The 16,798-nt window shown below is 69.3% G+C and carries 19 protein-coding genes; 17 read left to right on the top strand and 2 right to left on the bottom strand.

Going from position 1 to position 16,798, the window contains the following annotated elements; translation table 11 throughout:
* Positions 1–58 precede the first annotated feature (58 nt).
* From BMW35_RS12355 to BMW35_RS12305, 11 genes are all read left to right on the top strand, one after another.
* The gene (locus tag BMW35_RS12355; protein ID WP_089669807.1) at positions 59–475 is read left to right on the top strand and encodes a DUF5778 family protein; all 417 of its coding nucleotides are present in this window, start codon (positions 59–61) and stop codon (positions 473–475) included.
* Positions 476–538: 63 nt separating this feature from the next.
* Complete coding sequence (gene ahbB, locus BMW35_RS12350) at positions 539–1,591, top strand: siroheme decarboxylase subunit beta (protein WP_089669805.1); 1,053 nt, start codon at positions 539–541, stop codon at positions 1,589–1,591.
* Between the two features lie 2 nt (positions 1,592–1,593).
* On the top strand, positions 1,594–2,268 hold the full coding sequence (locus BMW35_RS12345) for a precorrin-2 dehydrogenase/sirohydrochlorin ferrochelatase family protein (protein ID WP_089669803.1): 675 nt from the start codon (positions 1,594–1,596) through the stop codon (positions 2,266–2,268).
* Positions 2,265–3,575 carry a glutamyl-tRNA reductase gene (gene hemA / locus BMW35_RS12340; protein ID WP_089670424.1) on the top strand — a complete coding sequence of 437 codons (1,311 nt, stop codon included), beginning with the start codon at positions 2,265–2,267 and terminating at the stop codon, positions 3,573–3,575. Before BMW35_RS12345 ends, hemA begins: the two co-directional genes overlap by 4 nt.
* 64 nt (positions 3,576–3,639) lie before the next feature.
* Complete coding sequence (locus tag BMW35_RS12335; RefSeq protein ID WP_089669801.1) at positions 3,640–3,915, top strand: 4a-hydroxytetrahydrobiopterin dehydratase; 276 nt, start codon at positions 3,640–3,642, stop codon at positions 3,913–3,915.
* A complete protein-coding gene (gene lwrS / locus BMW35_RS12330; protein ID WP_089669799.1) occupies positions 3,916–4,284 on the top strand; it encodes an LWR-salt protein in 369 nt (122 codons plus the stop codon).
* Positions 4,285–4,379: 95 nt separating this feature from the next.
* Positions 4,380–5,486, top strand: coding sequence for a S1C family serine protease (locus BMW35_RS12325; protein ID WP_089669797.1), 1,107 nt, complete (start codon positions 4,380–4,382; stop codon positions 5,484–5,486).
* Between the two features lie 86 nt (positions 5,487–5,572).
* A complete protein-coding gene (locus BMW35_RS12320; RefSeq protein ID WP_089669794.1) occupies positions 5,573–6,235 on the top strand; it encodes an HAD family hydrolase in 663 nt (220 codons plus the stop codon).
* Between the two features lie 313 nt (positions 6,236–6,548).
* On the top strand, positions 6,549–6,899 hold the full coding sequence (locus BMW35_RS12315; protein ID WP_089669792.1) for an Hsp20/alpha crystallin family protein: 351 nt from the start codon (positions 6,549–6,551) through the stop codon (positions 6,897–6,899).
* 3 nt (positions 6,900–6,902) lie between these two features.
* A complete protein-coding gene (locus BMW35_RS12310; RefSeq protein ID WP_089669790.1) occupies positions 6,903–8,561 on the top strand; it encodes an ABC1 kinase family protein in 1,659 nt (552 codons plus the stop codon).
* Positions 8,562–8,613: 52 nt separating this feature from the next.
* Positions 8,614–9,384 carry a creatininase family protein gene (locus BMW35_RS12305; RefSeq protein WP_089669788.1) on the top strand — a complete coding sequence of 257 codons (771 nt, stop codon included), beginning with the start codon at positions 8,614–8,616 and terminating at the stop codon, positions 9,382–9,384.
* Positions 9,385–9,396: 12 nt separating this feature from the next.
* Here the strand turns inward: BMW35_RS12305 and BMW35_RS12300 are convergent, their stop codons facing one another.
* Positions 9,397–9,606, bottom strand: a complete 210-nt coding sequence (locus BMW35_RS12300) for a hypothetical protein (protein ID WP_089669786.1) — start codon at positions 9,604–9,606, stop codon at positions 9,397–9,399.
* Positions 9,607–9,727: 121 nt separating this feature from the next.
* On the opposite strand from BMW35_RS12300, the gene BMW35_RS12295 reads away from it, so the two are divergent.
* The 6 genes from BMW35_RS12295 to BMW35_RS12270 all read left to right on the top strand — a co-directional run bounded on the left by BMW35_RS12295 (position 9,728) and on the right by BMW35_RS12270 (position 15,985).
* Entirely contained in the window at positions 9,728–10,801 is a 1,074-nt protein-coding gene (locus tag BMW35_RS12295) for an aminotransferase class I/II-fold pyridoxal phosphate-dependent enzyme (RefSeq protein ID WP_089669784.1), read from the top strand.
* 52 nt (positions 10,802–10,853) lie between these two features.
* Positions 10,854–11,237 carry a translation initiation factor IF-5A gene (locus tag BMW35_RS12290; protein ID WP_089669782.1) on the top strand — a complete coding sequence of 128 codons (384 nt, stop codon included), beginning with the start codon at positions 10,854–10,856 and terminating at the stop codon, positions 11,235–11,237.
* Entirely contained in the window at positions 11,238–12,056 is an 819-nt protein-coding gene (gene speB, locus BMW35_RS12285; RefSeq protein ID WP_089669780.1) for an agmatinase, read from the top strand. It abuts the gene before it with no gap.
* Between the two features lie 55 nt (positions 12,057–12,111).
* Complete coding sequence (locus tag BMW35_RS12280) at positions 12,112–12,873, top strand: Nif3-like dinuclear metal center hexameric protein (protein WP_089669778.1); 762 nt, start codon at positions 12,112–12,114, stop codon at positions 12,871–12,873.
* Between the two features lie 90 nt (positions 12,874–12,963).
* Positions 12,964–15,246: a methyl-accepting chemotaxis protein gene (locus tag BMW35_RS12275; RefSeq protein WP_089669775.1), complete on the top strand. Its 2,283-nt coding sequence runs from the start codon at positions 12,964–12,966 to the stop codon at positions 15,244–15,246.
* Position 15,247: 1 nt separating this feature from the next.
* On the top strand, positions 15,248–15,985 hold the full coding sequence (locus tag BMW35_RS12270) for a bacteriorhodopsin (RefSeq protein ID WP_089669773.1): 738 nt from the start codon (positions 15,248–15,250) through the stop codon (positions 15,983–15,985).
* A 25-nt stretch (positions 15,986–16,010) separates the two neighbouring features.
* Here the strand turns inward: BMW35_RS12270 and BMW35_RS12265 are convergent, their stop codons facing one another.
* Entirely contained in the window at positions 16,011–16,469 is a 459-nt protein-coding gene (locus tag BMW35_RS12265; RefSeq protein WP_089669770.1) for a hypothetical protein, read from the bottom strand.
* Between the last annotated feature and the right edge of the window lie 329 nt (positions 16,470–16,798).

Here is a 16,798-nt window from a genome sequence, read left to right as displayed (position 1 = left end):
CGGGGGCGACAGCCGGGCAATCGCCACACGTAAGCCGGCGAGCCGAGACGTCTCGGGTATGAGCGAGACGGCGAACGCCGACCTGTACCGGCAGACGGTCGAGTTGCTGCAGCCCGGCGACATCGAGCTCGCGGGCGCGGTCGTCCACACCGCCTACGACAACGACGAGGAGAGCAAACTCCACCAGCTCACGCTGGACGCGGGGACTGCCATCGCCAGCCACGCCGAGAAGGGCGACACGTACGTCTACTCGGGCAACGACAGCAACGAGTTCGGCGTGAACCAGCACCAGGGACTCACCATCGACGGCGACGAGTTCGTCTGGGAGTGCCAGCAGCTGCTTCGCGAGGGCGTCTTCTCGGTGGTGCTGTACTGGGAGGCGACCGGCGACCACGAGGCGGTCCTCGACGACATCCGGGCGGTCGACGGTGTCGAGGAAGTCGTCGCCGTCACCGAGGACGGCTTCGACGCGTAGGGAGTTCCAGCGAACTGGGAGGCATTCGGGCTGTTTATTGGGCGTGACTCCCGAGAACCGTGCATGGAAATCGGGGAGCTAGACGACCGGGACCGTGCCGTCCTGAACGCGTTCCAGGGCGGGTTCCCGGTCGTACAGCGACCGTTCGAGCCCGCGGCACAGGCGCTCCGGTCGCGCGGCGTGGAGATGGACGAGGAGGAACTGCTCGAACGGGTACAGCACCTGAACGACGAGGGCGTGCTGACGCGGTTCGGCGCGCTCATCAACGCCGAGGAGATCGGCGGTGCGGCGTCGCTGGTGGCGATGCACGCTCCCGAGGAGCGCTTCGACGAGATTGCGGAGACCGTCAACGACGTGCGGGCGGTCGCGCACAACTACGAGCGCGAACACCCGCACCTGAACATGTGGTTCGTCGTGTCCGTCGCCGACCGGGAGGTCGAGGACGTCCTCGCCGAAATCGAGGAGGAGACCGGCCAGGAGACGTACAATCTCCCGAAGCAACAGGAGTTCCGCGTCGAGGCGAAGTTCCTCGTCGACGGCCCGGTGTCGGACGGGGACGTGGACCTCTCCCACCTGGGGACGGCTCCCGAGCCGACCGACCGCGACAGTCTGTCGCCGGCGGAGCGCGACCTCGTGGTCGCCATTCAGGACGGGCTGCCGGTCGTCGAGACGCCGTTCCGCGCGGTCGCCGACGACCTGGGTCGGGACCCTGAGTGGGTCGTCGAGACCATCCGGCGGTTCAACGCCGAGGGGAAGGTGCGGCGTGTCGGCGTCATCCCGAACCACTACGCGCTCGGGTACACGGAGAACGGGATGACCGTCTGGGACGTGCCCGACGAGGTCGTCGACGAGGTCGGGCCGGCGGTGGCGAGCATGGACTTCGTCACGCACTGCTACGAGCGGCCGCGCCACGAGGGCGTCTGGGAGTACAACTTCTTCGCGATGACCCACGGCCGCAGCGAGGAAGAGAGCGCCGAGCGCGTCGAACAGGTCCGCGAGGTGATGGACGAGTACTGGGACGTGGGCGAGGACGACTGGGACACTCTGTTCTCGACGCGCATCCTGAAGAAGACCGGCATTCGACTGGAGGAGCGCGCGACGGCGAACACCGCGTGAGCATGATTCCCCTGTTCCACGACTTCCGCGACGAGTCGGTGCTGGTCGTCGGCGGCGGCAGCGTCGGCGCTCGGAAGGCCCGGCGGTTCGCCGCGGAAGCCGACGTGACCGTGCTGTCGCCCGAGTTCGGCGACCGCGAGTTCGGCGACGCGGCCCTCGTTCAGGCTGCGCCGAGTCCCGACGAGGCCGCGGAGTGGGTCGCCAGGGTCGACCCCGCGCTCGTCGTCGCAGCGACCGACGTTGCCGCGGTGAACGCGGCGTTCGCGGACGCGGCCCGCGACGCCGGCGCGCTGGTGAATCGCGCCGACTCGTCGGCGCGCGACAGCGGCGAGGCGGAGCGGAGCGTCGACGACGTCGTCGTTCCGGCGACGACGGGCGAGGACCCCGTAACCGTCGCGGTGTCGACCGGCGGGCGGAGCCCCGCGCTCTCGAAGTACCTCCGTGAGCGGGTGGACGCCGAATTCGCCGGTGCCGGTGAGATGGCCGAGCTTACCGCGGACCTCCGGGCGGAGCTGAAGGCGTCGGGAACGCCGCCGGCGGAGCGCCGCGATGCGGTACGGGCTGTCGTGCGTTCGGAGCCGGTTTGGAAGGCTTTACGTACCGGAGATGCTAACGCTCGGAAGAGAGCCGAGGCCGCCGTAGGGCGCGCCGTCGGCGACGTAGAGTGGTCGACATGAATGGAAACACTGGTGTCGTCTCCGGCGTCCGCGTCTCGCACGAGACGGCCTCACTCGACGAACTGGCTGCCGCGAGCGCCGCGTCCACGCAGGCAGCACTGGACGCCCTGCTCGAGCAGCCGCCCGTCGAGGAGGCGTTCGTGCTCCAGACGTGTCACCGCGTGGAAGCCTACGTCGTGACCGCAGACCAGGCGTCCGGCCGGCGGGCACTGGGAACGGCTGGCTTCGACCCGGCCGGTGCGGGCGCGGTGTCGATGGGGCACGAGCAGAGCCTGCGTCACTTGTTGCGGGTGGCCGCCGGTCTGGAGTCGCTCGTGGTCGGCGAAGACCAGATTCTCGGCCAGCTCCGGGACGCCTACGACACCGCGAAGGACGCGGGCGGCATCGACCGGGTGCTTCGGGAGGCGGTGACGAAGGCGATGCACGTCGGCGAGCGCGCCCGCACCGAGACCGCAATCAACGAGGGCGCGACCTCGCTGGGGACGGCGGCGGTGCGGCTCGCCAAGCGGAAGACCGACCTGGAAGACGCTCGCGCGCTCGTGGTCGGTGCCGGCGAGATGGGGGCGCTGGCGGCGAAAGCGTTCGCGAGCGCGGACGTGGCCGAGGTCGTAGTGGCGAACCGGACGCCCGAGCGCGCCGACCGGGTCGCCGACAGCGTGGACGCGCCGACCGAGACGACCGACCTCGCCGACGCCCGCGGTCGCCTCGGCGCGGCCGACGTGGTGGTGACGGCGACCAGCAGCCCCGAACACGTGTTCCCGGGGCAGGCGTTCTCGGACGCGGGCGAGACGGTCGTCGTCGACCTCGCGCAGCCGCGTGACGTCGCGCCGGCTGCGGGCACGCACGATGCGGTATCCATCCACGACCTCGACGACCTGGAGGCGGTGACGGCGGCGACCCGGGAGCGCCGCGAGGACGCCGCCCGCGAGGTCGAGGCGATGATAACCGAGGAGTTCGAGCACCTGCTCGCGCAGTACAAGCGCAAGCGCGCAGACGAGGTCATCGCGCGGATGTACGAGAGCGCGGACCGCCTGAAGGGGCGCGAGGTCCAGACGGCGGTGCAGCGCCTGGAGGCCGAGCGCGGCGAGGACCTGGACGACGCGGAGCGCGAGGTCGTCGAGTCGATGGCGGACGCGCTGGTGAGCCAGCTGCTGGCGGCACCCACCCGGAGTCTTCGGGACGCGGCCGCGGAGGACGACTGGTCGACCATCGCGACCGCGCTGGAGCTGTTCAATCCGGACTTCGAGGACGAGATGCCGTTCGAGGTGCCGGGCGGCGACGTGGCTCCGGCCGAGTCCGAGGACTAAGCCTGTTCTGCCGGCGTGGTTCCCGGCGACTAGGATTATGTGGCTGGACGGAGAGTACTCGCGTATGGCAGAACTCCTCGACGACGACACCATCGAGTCCCGACTACCCGAGCACTGGCACCTCGACGGCGACGAGATTACGCGCACCTACGAGTTCGACGACTACCTCGAAGGGGTGGCGTTCGCCTCCGAGGTCGGCGAAATCGCCGAAGAGCAGTTCCACCACCCCGAAATTCGCATCCGGTACGGGAAGGTCGACGTGCGGTTCACGAGCCACGAGGAGGGCGGCGTCACCGACCAGGACATCGACATGGCCGAGCGAACCGACGCGCTCCGGTAGATGGACGCGGCGTACGTGTTCGCGGTGCGGTTCCGGCTCGACCCCGACCGCGGCGTCGCCGTCGAGCCGGAGACGTTCGAGACGCGACTGCGGCGGCCGGCCGACGACCCCGGTGAGTCGGGCTGGCTGTTCTTCCGGGACAACCTCTGGCGCGGTGACCTCGCGGACGCCGAGTCGTTCCGCGGGCTGACTGCCGACGCGCTCGGCGTTCTCGTGGAATCGGTCGAGTACCGCGCGCTGGAGACCGACCGCGAGTACTACGACGCGCTCCGCGAGGCTATCGCGGCGGACCTCGCGCCGTTCAACGCCGACAGCGTCGACGAAGTCGTCTCGAAGTACCTCGGGAGTTCGGTGGAGATTCGGCGATAAGGACCGGCTAACCAGAATACGTCGCCGGTAGTGGGTGAGATTACCGACCCAACTGGTAACAACGCGTTTTCCGGGGTCTCCCCAACCCACAGACGATGCGTCGTGAGTACCTCGTCGTCGGCGTCGCGCTCCTCCTCGTCACCGCGGGATTCGGTGTCGTCAGCGCGCAGTCTCCCGCGGCCGTCGGTGGAGCGACCGGTGCACAGTCCGCCGATACCACCCAGCAAGCACAGCAGGCGTCGTGTGACTACGCCGCGCTGTACGACCAGACAATCGACTCCGTCGTCGGCGTCCGGACGTCGTCCGGGCAGGGCTCCGGGTTCGTCTATCAGGGCGCGTCCGGCGACGACGCGAGCTACGTCGTGACGAACGCCCACGTCGTCGGTGACGCGAACTCGGTCACCATCCAGTTCTCGAACGAGGCGTCCAGCACGGGCGAAGTCGTCGGCACCGACGCTATCGCGGACCTCGCGGTCGTCCGTGTCGCCGACGTGCCGAGCGGCGTCGAAGCGCTCTCGGTCGCGTCGTCGACGCCAGACCCCGGCGAGAAGGTCGCCGCCATCGGGAGCCCGTTCGGCCTCGACGAGACCATCACGCACGGCATCGTGAGCGGCGTGAACCGCTCGCTGCCGACCGGCCAGAACGCCGCCGTCCCGACCGTCCTCCAGACGGACGCGCCGATCAACCCCGGGAACAGCGGCGGCCCGCTGGTCACCTGTGATGGCACCGTCGTCGGCGTCAACACGGCCGGCCTGCAGGCGTCACGAGCAGACAACATCGGCTTCGCGATTCCGTCGACGCTCGTCGAGCGCGTCGTCCCGGCGCTCGTCGAGAACGGGAGCTACGACCACTCGAACCTCGGGGTCTCCGTGCGCCCGGTCACTCCACAGCTCGCGTCGGCAAACGACCTGGACACGATGGAGGGTGTCTACGTCCACCAGGCCAGAGCCGGGTCGCCCGCGGCCGACGTTCTGCAGGGGACGACTGAAATCACCGTCGTCGACGAGAGTCGCGTCCCGGTCGGCGGTGACGTCATCGTCGCTATCGACGACCGCCAGGTGAACACCACGAAGGACCTCGGTGCGTATCTGTTCACGGAGACCCGGCCCGGAGACACGGTCACGCTCACAGTCGTTCGCGACGGCGAGCGCCAGCAGGTCGAGGTGACGCTGGGCGAGTGGCCGGAGCCGGACGCGGCCTGACTGCCGACCCGTCGGCACGCGTCCCCGGGACGCCGTCCCGACCACCCAAAACGCTGATATTCTCCGCGTCCGTACCTTCCAGCCCTATGGGTTCCCCGTCCCCGGACTACGACGTGTGGCTGTTCGACTTCGACGGGACGCTCGTGGACACCGAGTGGGCGTACACGCGGGAGGTCTTCGACCGGGTCGGCGACCGACTCGGACGGCGGTTCACGGACCGCGAGGCCGAAGTGCTCTGGCACGGCCTCGGCGGCAGCCGCGACGTCCGCCTCCAGAACTGGGGAATCGACCCCGCGGAGTTCTGGCCGGCGTTCCACGCCGTCGAGGACCCGATGGAGCGCGCGGAGGCCACGTATCTCTACGACGACGCCCAGTCCGTCGGCGACATCGACGCGCCGACCGGCGTCGTGACGCACTGCGCGGAGTTCCTCGCCGACCCCATCATCGACCACCTCGACGTCGGCGACTGGTTCGACGTCGTAGTGTGCTGTGACGACGACACCGGCTGGAAGCCCGACCCGCGCCCCATCGAACTCGCGCTCCGAGACATCGGTACCGACCGTGACGCCCGCGGGGTCTACGCGGGCGACGCCGTCAGTGACGTCGGCGCTGCGAAGAACGCGGGCCTGGACGCGGTCCACGTGGAACGCCACGACCCCGGGAAGCGCGGCCACTGCGTGCTCGGTGACCACCGCGTCACGTCCTTCGACGGCTTCCTCGGCGCTGGAGCACCGGATAATTCGACTTAATCGGGCTGAATTCGGTGTCAGCGAGCCACCAGTTCAATACCCCGGCGTGCCACGACTCAGATGGCGACGACCGCTCGTCGCCTGTCAGGGCACGGTTCAGAGCACACCACGCCGGCGCTGTTCCCCCTTCCAGTCGCCGGCTGTCGGCCGCACTCGCCGGACCCCCTTCGTGCGGCCTCCCCCGGGGCGGGAACCACACCCGTACTCCCACCATCTCGCCCCGCCCGCTCTCGTTCTGCCGTCCGCTTCGGGCCACTCGACACCGAGTGCCGAGACCACCGGCTTTAACGCCTCGCCGTCCCAACCTGCGTCCATGTCCCGCCTGCGCGAAGCGCTGGGGAATCTACCCGACGCGGTGTTCGCCGACGTCCACGAACGCGACGACGAGTACCTGTTCGTCGTGGACGTCCCGGGTGTGTCCGCTGCCGACCTGGACGTGCGTGTGAGCGCTCGGACGGTCGTCGTCGACGCTCACCGCCGGAAGTCGGTGCCGGACGGGTTCGACTACCGCGAGGAGGAGCGGCCGCTGTTCCTCGACCTCGAACTGCCGCTGCCGCCGGACGCTACCGCCGACGGCGCGACGGCGTCCGTCGACGACGGCGTCCTCGAAGTCCACCTGCCGCGGCGCGGGGAGTCCGGTCAACGCGTGCCGGTCGAGGGGTGACCGGTGGCGGTACTCAGGTCGTACCGGCGGTTCGTCGTCGTCTTCTGGCAGTTCCTCCCGCTGCTGTGGGGGTGGGCACGCGACAAACGCCGGTTCCTGCTGTTCGGTGGGAGCCGGTCTGTCACGCCCGAGATGCGCCGGGAGCGGGCACAGATACTGCTGGACTCGCTGCTCGCGCTCGGGCCGACGTTCATCAAGCTCGGGCAGTTGCTGTCGACGCGCCCCGACGTGCTGCCGCCCGAGTACATCGACGTCCTCGAAGAGCTCCAGGACCGCGTCCCACCGGCTGACTGGTCGGCGGCGAAGGTGGTCATCGAGGACGAGCTCGGGCCGGTCGACGAGGTGTTCGACGACTTCGACCGGGAGTCCATCAGCGGCGCGAGCCTCGGGCAGGTGTACACCGCGAAGGTCGACGGCGACCCGGTCGCCGTGAAGATTCGGCGGCCCGGCATCGAGGAACTCGTGGAAGCCGACCTCCGTGTCATCCGGTGGTCGATTCCGCTCATCGTCCGGTTCGTCGGACAGGGCCAGGCGTTCAGTCTGGAGAACCTCGCCGACGAGTTCGCGAAGACCATCCGCGAGGAGATGGACTACGCCCGCGAGGGCCGGATGCTCCAAGAGATTCGGGGGAACTTCACCGACAACCCCGACATCGTGATTCCGCGCGTGTACGACGACTACTCGGACGCTCGCGTCCTCACGATGGAGTACATCTCCGGGACGAAGATATCGAGCGTCTCCGAGCTCGAGGCGCGGAACGTCGACCGGTCGGAGGTCGCCGAGACGCTCGAAGAGGCGTACCTCCAGATGATTATCACGGACGGCGTGTTCCACGCCGACCCCCATCCGGGGAACCTCGCCGTGCAGGACGACGGCTCCATCGTCTTCTACGACTTCGGGATGAGCGGCCGCGTCGACCCGTTCGTCCAGGACAAGATCGTGGAGTTCTACATCGGGGTGGCGAACCAGGACATCGACGGGATTCTGGACGCGCTCATCGAGATGGGGACGCTCTCACCCGAGGCCGACCGCGCGGTGATGGCCGACGTGATGGAACTCGCCATCCAGGACGCGCGCGGCGAGGACATCGAGACGTACCGCGTCCAGCAGATCATCGGGAAAGTCGAGGACACCATCTACGAGTTCCCGCTGCGGCTGCCGCCGAACCTCGCGCTCGTGTTGCGCGTCGCGACGGTCGTGGAGGGCGTCTGTGTCACGCTCGACCAGGACTTCGACTTCATCACGGTCGCGACGGACTACCTCGCCGACGAGGGCTACCGCGAGGAGTCCATCAAGCAGTTCGTAGAGGGTACCGCGGAGGACTTCCAGGCGGCGGCCACGTCGGCGGTCCGCGTACCGCCGAAACTGGAGCGCGCACTGGACAGAGTCGAACGCGAGGACCTCCACATCCGGGCAGACCTGGAGGACGACAACCGCGTCATCGACAAGCTCGGCCGCCGGGTCGTCCTCGGGCTGGTGCTGGCGACGAGCGTGCCGACGACGGCGTTCCTGTACGTGACCGCGGACCTCCTCTCGGCGGGCGTGTCGGCCGCGTTCACGACCGCAATCGCGCTCGCGCTCTATCGGTCGTTCCGGCGGCGGAAGAGCGGGCTGCGGGCGAGCCCGCAGTTCACGCGCCAGAACCTCCGGGAGCGCGACTGAGGGGAGTGACGCGAACGCTGGTTTCTTGCTCGTGCCGGCCCGCCTGTGAGCCATGTACCTCGCCGACGAAGCGTGGCCGGAGCTAGAGGAGTACTTCGCCGAGGAGTCGCTGGCGCTCGTGCCGCTGGGGTCGACCGAACAGCACGGCCCGCACCTGCCGGAGTCGACCGACCACACCATCGCTGAGGCGTTCGCTCGCGAGGCCGCCGAGCGCACCGGCTTCCTCTGCACGCCGACCGTGAACGTCGGCGTGAGCCCGCACCACCGCCAGTTCCCGGGGACGATGTGGGTCGACCCGCCCGAGTTCCGGGACTACGTCGAGTCGTTCACGCGGAACCTCGCGTACCACGGAATCGACCGCGTCGTGTTCGTGAACGCCCACGGCGGGAACGTCCAGCACCTCCGCGAGGTCGGGCGTCGGGTGCGCGACGACGGCACGGCGTACGCCGTCGAGTGGATGTGGGACGAGTCGATTCCGGAACTGGTCGACGAGGTCTTCGAGCAGAACGGCCCCCACGGCGGCCCGAAGGAGACCGCGATGATGCAGTACCTCGACGGCGAGCACGTCCACGACGACCGCCTCGAAGCAGCGCGGGACGGCGGCGTCGCGAGCGTCGCGGACGCCGACACCGTCAAGCACGGCTCCCGGACGTTCTACGACGCCATCGACAACACCGACAACGGCGTGCTCGGCGACCAGACGGACGCGACCGCGGAGAAGGGCGAACGGCTGTTCGAGGCCGCCAGCGACCAGCTCGTCCAGCTCTGCGAGTGGCTCGACGACCAGCGCTTCGAAGACCTGCTGCCGAAGGACCGGGTGTAGCGAGGGAGCGCCCTACCGACGCTCGTGGGTGCGACGGTCCACGAAGTCCCGAATCGGCTCCCACCACCACCGCCACTTCCACACCCACAGCACGGCACCGAGGACGAGAGAGTACACTATCGGGTCGGACCGCTGGCCTGTGACCAGGCCGTAGCCGGGAATCACGACCAGCAGCAGGACGAGCAGGAGAAGTCGGTTCGGAACGAACTGCGAGCGAGGCATGGCGGGTCGTCCGGCGCTTCGACCGGTGCCCGTATCTGTGTTGTGGCGGAGCGGCGGGCCGGTCCGAGTCACTGGGTTCCGCCGCCCGCGCTGTTTTCACGGCCGCCCGCGAACGGCGTGTATGGACGCTCCCACCTTCGAGCTAGAGCGGTGGTTTGCCGAGGTCGAGGCCGGCGCGGACGTGATGCTCGCGGAGAGCGGCGTGCGCAGCCTCCCGGCGAGCGACTTCGACACGGACCTCGGGGAACTGGGGTACGTGATTCCGACAAACGGCGAGCCGGCGCTGCGGGCGGCTATCGGCCAACGGTACGGCCGGAGTGCCGACGAGGTGGTCTGCACCGTCGGGACGCAGGAGGCGAACTTCCTCGCCTTCCAGTCGCTGCTGTCGCCCGGCGACCACGCCGTCGTCGTGACGCCGACGTACCAGAGCCTGCACGCGATTCCCGACTCCATCTGCGACGTGACGCGGGTCGAGCTGGCGGCACCGGACTGGACGCTCGACGTGGACGCCGTCGCCGAGGCGATTCGACCCGAGACCGAGTTGGTGGTGCTGAACAACCCCAACAATCCGACGGGCCACCAACACGACGCCGAGACGGTCGAAGCGGTCTACGACCTCGCGGCGGACGCCGACGCCTACCTGCTCGGGGACGAGGTGTACCGGCGGCTCGCCCCGGACCCCGCGCCGGCCGTCGCGAGCCTCGGCGAGCACGGCATCAGCACCGCGGGCCTGTCGAAGTCCTACGGACTCGCGGGCTGCCGGTTCGGCTGGCTCGCCGGCCCCGAGGACGCGGTCGAAGACGTGGAGGCGTGGAAAGACTACACGACCATCTCGCCCGGGACGTTCGGACACCACGTCGCCGAGCAGGTGTTCGGCGTCGGCGGCTTCGAGTCACGGGAAGCGGAACTTCGGCAGGCGGCGCTCGACCACGTCGAGACGAACGCCGAAATCACGGCGGAGTGGGCGCGAGAGCACGACCTCGACTGGGACGACCCGGTGGGCTGTAACGTCTTACTCGACGTCCCGGACGGCTTCGACGACTCGCGGGCGTTCTGCCGGGTCGTCGTCGACGAGGCGTCCGTCGTGCTCGCTCCGGGGGACTGCTTCGGGGTCGAGGGGACGTTCCGGCTCGGGTTCGGGCTGCCGACGGAGGAGCTCCGGGACGGGCTGGAACGCGTGGCTGGCGTACTCTAGGCGGCGGCTCCGTTCCAAACGGTTTATACTGGGCAGGCGAGAATCCGGGCACATGGCGAAAGAGCAGAAGGAAGTGCGTGACCTGCAGGAAGGCAACTACGTGATGATGGAAGACGCCGCCTGCCAGATCAACGCGTACAGCACTGCGAAGCCCGGCAAGCACGGCAGCGCGAAGGCCCGAATCGAGGCTCGTGGCGTCTTCGACGGCAAGAAGCGGTCCCTGAGCCAGCCGGTCGACCAGAAGATCTACGTCCCGATTGTCGACCGGAAGCAGGGCCAGATCGTCTCGAAGGAGTCCGAGACCGTCGCGCAGGTCATGGACCTCGACACGTACGAGACGGTGACGATGCAGATTCCCGAAGACCTCGACATTCAGGCCGACGACGACATCGAGTACCTCGAGTTCGAGGGCAAGCGGAAGATTCTCCAGGACTAGATGTTCCCCGGCGCCCGCGACGCCGACCCCGACGACCCCGGGTCGGCGGCGGACTACGTGTTCGTGGGCGCGCCACTCGACGTCTCTACGTCGTTCCGGCCCGGGACCCGCTTCGGTCCCGGTGAACTCCGGAAGCACGCCGCGACGTTCGAGGACTACCACCCCGAGACGCGCACGCACTTCTCCGATTGCTCCGTGGCCGACTACGGCGACGTGCGCGCTTGGAACGACGCCACCGCGTACCTCGATTATCTGGAGGGCGTCCTGACTGACGTCCACTGGAACGACGCGACGCCGCTGCTGGTCGGCGGTGAGCACACCGTCACTGTGGCGGCGGTGCGCGCGCTGGACCCGGACGTGTTCGTCGCGCTGGACGCCCACCTCGACCTCCGTGAGGACCTCGACGGCGACCCGCTGAGTCACTCGACGGTCACCCGGCACGCCCTCGACGTGGCCGACGAGGCCGTCGTCGTGGGTGCCCGGGCAGGCAACGAACACGAGTGGGAGCGCGCGACCGAGAGCGACGTAACCGCGGTTCCGCCAGAGGACGCGGCCGACTGGAGTCCGGACTTCGCCGAGGACCGCGAGGTCTACCTGAGCGTGGACATCGACGCCGCCGACCCCGGGTTCGCGCCCGGAACCGGGACGCTGGAGCCGTTCGGCCTCGCCCCTCGCGAGATGCGGGACGCCGTGCGCGCGGTCGCCCCGCAGGCCGTCGGCTTCGACGTCGTCGAGGTGAACGACCACGACGACGGCCAGACCGCGACGCTGGCGGCGAAGCTCCTCCGGGCGTTCGTCCACCACCACGCCGACGCCTGACCCGGGCGCGCTCGCTGCCGACGCCTAGAAGGGGCCGGCGCTCGCTCGCTCGGGTATGCAGGTCTCCGATATCGCGGACAGGTACGACGAGCGGCTGTGCCCGGGCGACTACGAGGACGCGGCCACGAACGGGGTTCAGGTCGGGCCGCTCGATGGCGAAGTCGAGCGCGTCGCGTTCGCTGTCGACGCGGCCGTCGCGACGGTCGAGGAAGCCATCGAGTGGGGCGCGGACCTCCTCGTCGTCCACCACGGCGTGGTCTGGGGCGGTCTCGACGCCGTGACGGGCCGCGAGTACGACCGAATCCGGCCGCTCGTGGACGCCGGGTGCGCGCTGTACGCCGCTCACTTGCCGCTGGATGGCCACCCCGAACTCGGGAACGCCGCGCAACTGGCGGACGCGCTCGACGTGGAGAACCGCGCGCCGTTCGGCGCGCACGCCGGTGAACATGTGGGCGTCCGGGGAACGTTCACGGAGCCGACGACGGCCGACGACCTCGCGTCGACGCTGGAGGCGGAACTGGACACTGGCGACCAGCCGGTCCAGACGCTCGATTTCGGGCCCGACGAGCTCTCCGAGGTCGCCATCCTCACCGGCAGCGGTTCGGACTGGCTGCGGGAGGCCGAGGCTGCGGGCGTCGACGCGCTCGTCACCGGCGAAGGGAAGGGCAAACTCTACCACGAGGCCCGAGAGGCCGGCGTCTCGGTGTTCCTCGGCGGCCACTACGCGACGGAGACGTTCGGGGTGCGCGCGCTCCAGTCGCTCGCCGGCGAGTGGGGCGTCGAGACGGCGTTTCTCTCGCACCCGACGAGCCTGTAGAGAAGCCGGTAATTGTCGCTGATAGACGCTATCAGGCGTGAAAATCGGGTACCAACTCTTTTTTATGGGCAATCCCTATCGACGGGCTACATGGGGTCCGGATTACTCACTCGCGTACGAGAGAGCTATGGGACGAAGCTCGCTCTCGCGCTCGTTCTGGTCGTCGCACTCTCTGTGGGGGTCGGGTCGCTGGTCTACCAGCAGACCACCGACCAACTCGAAGAAGACGTCGAGGCAGACCTGGTCGGGTCGGCTGACGCCCGCGCCGACCACCTCGACGCCTGGCTGTCGAACGTCCGCGGGCAGACGCAGTTAGCGTCCAGTCAGCCCGCGCTCGCGTCGGAGGACCAGAGACAGGCGGCCCTCGACAGACTCGCCGACAGCAGCGAGCTACCCAAGGGCGTCGTCGCCGTCCACTACTACGACGCGCCCTCGACGACAATCGAAGCCAGCTCGATTGGTGAGTTCGCCGGCCTGAACCCGGCCGAGCAGGGCGCGCCGTTCGCCACCGACCCACCGACGTTCGAGGGGACAGACGACGTGGCCGTGACGAAGCCGTTCACGGTGCCGGCCGCGGACTTCCCGGTTCTGGCGGTGCTCTCTCCCGTCGAGGGCACCGAAGACAAGCGCCTCGTCTACATGGTGAACGTGAACTCGCTCACCGACAGCTTCAGCGAGGCCGTCGACGGCAGCAGCACGGTCGTCGTCGACCAGGACGGCACGTACGTCGCTCACCCCGACCAGTCCCGGGTTCTGACCCAGCACGACGGCAGCGACATGATGCTCGAACAGTCGCTGGCCGGGTCGACGTTCATGGAGCACGGCGACACCGTGATGGCGGCCTCGCCGGTCGAGGGCGCGCCGTGGACTGTGATGGTTCACGCGCCCCAGAGCCAGGCGTTCGCACTCGGTGACTTCGTCGCGTCGAGCCTGCTGGGGCTCGTGCTCATCACCGTCGTGAGCCTCGCGCTGGTCGGGGTCACGGTCGGGTCGACGACCGTCACGTCCCTCCAGCACCTCTCGCAGCGCGCCGACGAGATGGCCGAAGGCAACCTCGACGCCGAGATTGCCACCGGCCGCAGCGACGAGTTCGGGACGCTGGCGCGCTCGTTCAGCGAGATGCGTGACTCGCTGTCGACCTCGCTCTCAGAGTCCGAGGCCGCGCAGGCGGAAGCCCAGCAGGCCAAAGAGGAAGCGGAGCAGCAGCGCCAGGAAGCCGAAGCGGCCCGCGAGAGCGCGGAAGAAGCGCGGCAGGAGGCGCAGGAGACCGCCCGCGTGCTCGAAGACGCCGCGACCGACTACGAGGACGCGCTCACCGCGGTCGCCGACGGCGACCTGACGCGGCGCGTCGACGCCGACCGCGACCACGACGCGATGGCGCGTGTCGGCCGCGCAGTCAACCAGATGCTGGACGACATCGAGACGAGCGTCGCCGCCGCGTCCCAGTTCGCCGACCACGTCTCTGACGCGGCGCTGCGCGTGGAGTCCGGGTCTGGGGACGCAATGGACGCCAGCACCGATGTGTCGTCCGCTGTGGACGAGATTTCGGACGGCGCGACCGAGCAGACCGACCGCCTCCACGAGGTCGCGGGCGAGGTCGACGACCTCTCCGCGAGCGCCGAGGAGGTCGCGAAGACCGTCGCGTCGCTGGCCGACACCGCCGGACAGGCCGCCGACGCGGTCGAAGACGGCCGCGAGGCGACCGACGAAGCGGTCGCGACGATGGACGACGTGGCCGACGACGCCGAGGCCGCCGCCGACGCGATGGACGCCCTCGACAGCGAGATGGAGGACATCGGCGAAATCGTCGACGTCATCGCCGACATCGCCGAGCAGACGAACATGCTCGCGCTGAACGCCTCCATCGAGGCTGCCCGTACGGGGGCCGAAGGCGACGGTTTCGCCGTGGTCGCCGACGAGGTCAAGGGGCTCGCCGAGGAGTCCCGGGACGCCGCCGAGGACATCGAAGCGCGCCTGCTCGACCTGCAGGGACAGGTCAGCGACGTCGCTGACGAGATGCGCGATACGAGCGAGAACGTCGCCGACGGCCGGACGACGGTCGGGGACGCCGCGACCGCACTCGACGACGTCGTGGAGTTCGTCGCGGAGACGGACTCCGCGGCCGGCGAGATTCGGGACGCCACGGACCGACAGGCGGAGGCCGCGTCCCGCGTCGCCGGCGCGGTCGACGAGGTCGCCGGCATCAGCGAGGAGACCGCCGCGCAGGCCACCGACGTCGCCGAATCGGCCGACGAACAGACAGAGACGCTCTCGACGGTCGGGGACGCCGCCGCCGACCTCGCGGAGCGCGCCGCGACCCTCGACGACCTGCTCGCGGACTTCGACGCGCGCGGCGGCGAGGAGGTGAACTGAGATGGCACTCACTACCTGGTTCTGGGTCGGTGCAGTCGGCATGGTCGTCGGGACGGTGCTGCCGCTCCGGGACATGATTCGGTATCCGTCGCATCGACGCTACGACCTCGTGCTCGCCGGCATCACCGGCTTGGCCGCCATCGCGTACGCCGCGATGGGACTCGGCTTCACCGAGACGACGGTCGCGGACCACACCATCTTCGTCGCGCGGTACATCGACTGGCTGGTGACGACGCCGCTCATCGTGGCCTACCTCGCGATGCTCGCGAGGCCGGCCCGCCGCACCTACGTGTGGCTGCTCGTGGCGGACATCTTCGTCATCGCTGCGGGTATCGGTGCGGCGTTCACGGACGGAACGCTCCGGTGGGCGCTGTTCGCGGCGGGTGCCCTCGGGTACCTGGTGCTCGCGTTCGGCCTGCTCCGCGTGCTGCCCCGGTCGCTCGGCAGCAACCCCGACCCGCGGGTCCACTCGCTGTTCGTCACGCTCCGGAACATCACCGTCGTGCTGTGGACGCTGTACCCGGTCGTCTGGCTGCTCGGACCGGCCGGCTTCGGCCTTCTCCAGTACGAGATGTACACCATCGTCGTCGTCTATCTGGACTTCATCTCGAAGGTCGGGTTCGTCGCGTTCGCCGCGATCGGCGTGGACGCCGTCGACCGGCTCGTCACGGCGACCCGCGACGCGTCGACCGCCACTCCGAGCCCCGTGGAGGCCCCGTCCGCGACCGACGACGACTGAACCCCTGTTTCTCCCGCTCGCTCGGTCAGAGCACCGTCGCTGCGCCGGCGACGACCGGCACCAGCACCGCGACGTACACCGCTGCGACCGCCGCCCAGTCGCGCCGAATCGCCGGCACGCGACGCTCGTCGACCAGCGACCGCGGCAACACGACGACGGCGAAGAATCCGACCATCAGCACGTAGAGCACGACCGCGGCGGCCACAGCCGTGACCGCCACGCCGTCGAGGACGGCTGCAGGAGCGAGGAACAGCCACGCGAACAGCGGCCCGGTCAGCAGCCCGGCGGCGTAGTGGACAACGCTCGCCAGCCGTCCCGGTGCCTCCCCGGGCGGCCGCTCGGTGAGCACGCCGGCGGCGACGAACGGCGACGTCTCTCCCTCTGGTAGTCGCGCCATCGCCGCGTCCATGACGAGCGTGGCGACGACTGCGGCGGCGACGCCGACGACGAACAACCCCGGCACGGCGGGTGCAGGCGACAACATACCTACTGCTGTGGACCGCACGGGCATCTGCGTGGTGGTACTCACAGGTCACGCCGGCGCGACTGTCTCTCGGGCGACCGCCAGCGTCTTTTCGGCGCTGCCCGTACCCGCAGATGGCCGATGACGACGCCACCGGGCCGACCCGGGGTGGCTCCCGCGGGACGACGAGCCCTATGAGTGCCGAGGCCGCTTCGTTTCAGTCAGTTCGGAGCGGCCGCTAGCGCGGACGCTGACTGGTACGAGAAGTGTGGTTCTACTGGCACTGCCCACTGACTGTTCGACGCCGATATTGTGGGTCTGATATGGGTACGGTTCGCATGTATGCAGAA

It is taken from the genome of Halobacterium jilantaiense (assembly GCF_900110535.1).
In the GTDB taxonomy this organism is placed as follows: Archaea; Halobacteriota; Halobacteria; order Halobacteriales; family Halobacteriaceae; genus Halobacterium; species Halobacterium jilantaiense.
This window is presented reverse-complemented; position numbering and strand designations above follow the sequence as displayed.

What these genes read in the sequence shown, in the direction of transcription:
- speB (WP_089669780.1), top strand. Translation starts at nt 11,238, where the DNA reads ATGTTCCCCGGCGCCCGCGACGCCGACCCCGACGACCCCGGGTCGGCG.
- BMW35_RS12275 (WP_089669775.1), top strand. Translation starts at nt 12,964, where the DNA reads ATGGGGTCCGGATTACTCACTCGCGTACGAGAGAGCTATGGGACGAAG.
- BMW35_RS12265 (WP_089669770.1), bottom strand. Translation starts at nt 16,469, where the DNA reads ATGTTGTCGCCTGCACCCGCCGTGCCGGGGTTGTTCGTCGTCGGCGTC.
- BMW35_RS12295 (WP_089669784.1), top strand. Translation starts at nt 9,728, where the DNA reads ATGGACGCTCCCACCTTCGAGCTAGAGCGGTGGTTTGCCGAGGTCGAG.
- BMW35_RS12355 (WP_089669807.1), top strand. Translation starts at nt 59, where the DNA reads ATGAGCGAGACGGCGAACGCCGACCTGTACCGGCAGACGGTCGAGTTG.
- BMW35_RS12290 (WP_089669782.1), top strand. Translation starts at nt 10,854, where the DNA reads ATGGCGAAAGAGCAGAAGGAAGTGCGTGACCTGCAGGAAGGCAACTAC.
- BMW35_RS12305 (WP_089669788.1), top strand. Translation starts at nt 8,614, where the DNA reads ATGTACCTCGCCGACGAAGCGTGGCCGGAGCTAGAGGAGTACTTCGCC.
- BMW35_RS12325 (WP_089669797.1), top strand. Translation starts at nt 4,380, where the DNA reads ATGCGTCGTGAGTACCTCGTCGTCGGCGTCGCGCTCCTCCTCGTCACC.
- BMW35_RS12270 (WP_089669773.1), top strand. Translation starts at nt 15,248, where the DNA reads ATGGCACTCACTACCTGGTTCTGGGTCGGTGCAGTCGGCATGGTCGTC.
- BMW35_RS12315 (WP_089669792.1), top strand. Translation starts at nt 6,549, where the DNA reads ATGTCCCGCCTGCGCGAAGCGCTGGGGAATCTACCCGACGCGGTGTTC.
- BMW35_RS12300 (WP_089669786.1), bottom strand. Translation starts at nt 9,606, where the DNA reads ATGCCTCGCTCGCAGTTCGTTCCGAACCGACTTCTCCTGCTCGTCCTG.
- hemA (WP_089670424.1), top strand. Translation starts at nt 2,265, where the DNA reads ATGAATGGAAACACTGGTGTCGTCTCCGGCGTCCGCGTCTCGCACGAG.
- BMW35_RS12280 (WP_089669778.1), top strand. Translation starts at nt 12,112, where the DNA reads ATGCAGGTCTCCGATATCGCGGACAGGTACGACGAGCGGCTGTGCCCG.
- BMW35_RS12320 (WP_089669794.1), top strand. Translation starts at nt 5,573, where the DNA reads ATGGGTTCCCCGTCCCCGGACTACGACGTGTGGCTGTTCGACTTCGAC.
- BMW35_RS12335 (WP_089669801.1), top strand. Translation starts at nt 3,640, where the DNA reads ATGGCAGAACTCCTCGACGACGACACCATCGAGTCCCGACTACCCGAG.
- ahbB (WP_089669805.1), top strand. Translation starts at nt 539, where the DNA reads ATGGAAATCGGGGAGCTAGACGACCGGGACCGTGCCGTCCTGAACGCG.
- lwrS (WP_089669799.1), top strand. Translation starts at nt 3,916, where the DNA reads ATGGACGCGGCGTACGTGTTCGCGGTGCGGTTCCGGCTCGACCCCGAC.
- BMW35_RS12345 (WP_089669803.1), top strand. Translation starts at nt 1,594, where the DNA reads ATGATTCCCCTGTTCCACGACTTCCGCGACGAGTCGGTGCTGGTCGTC.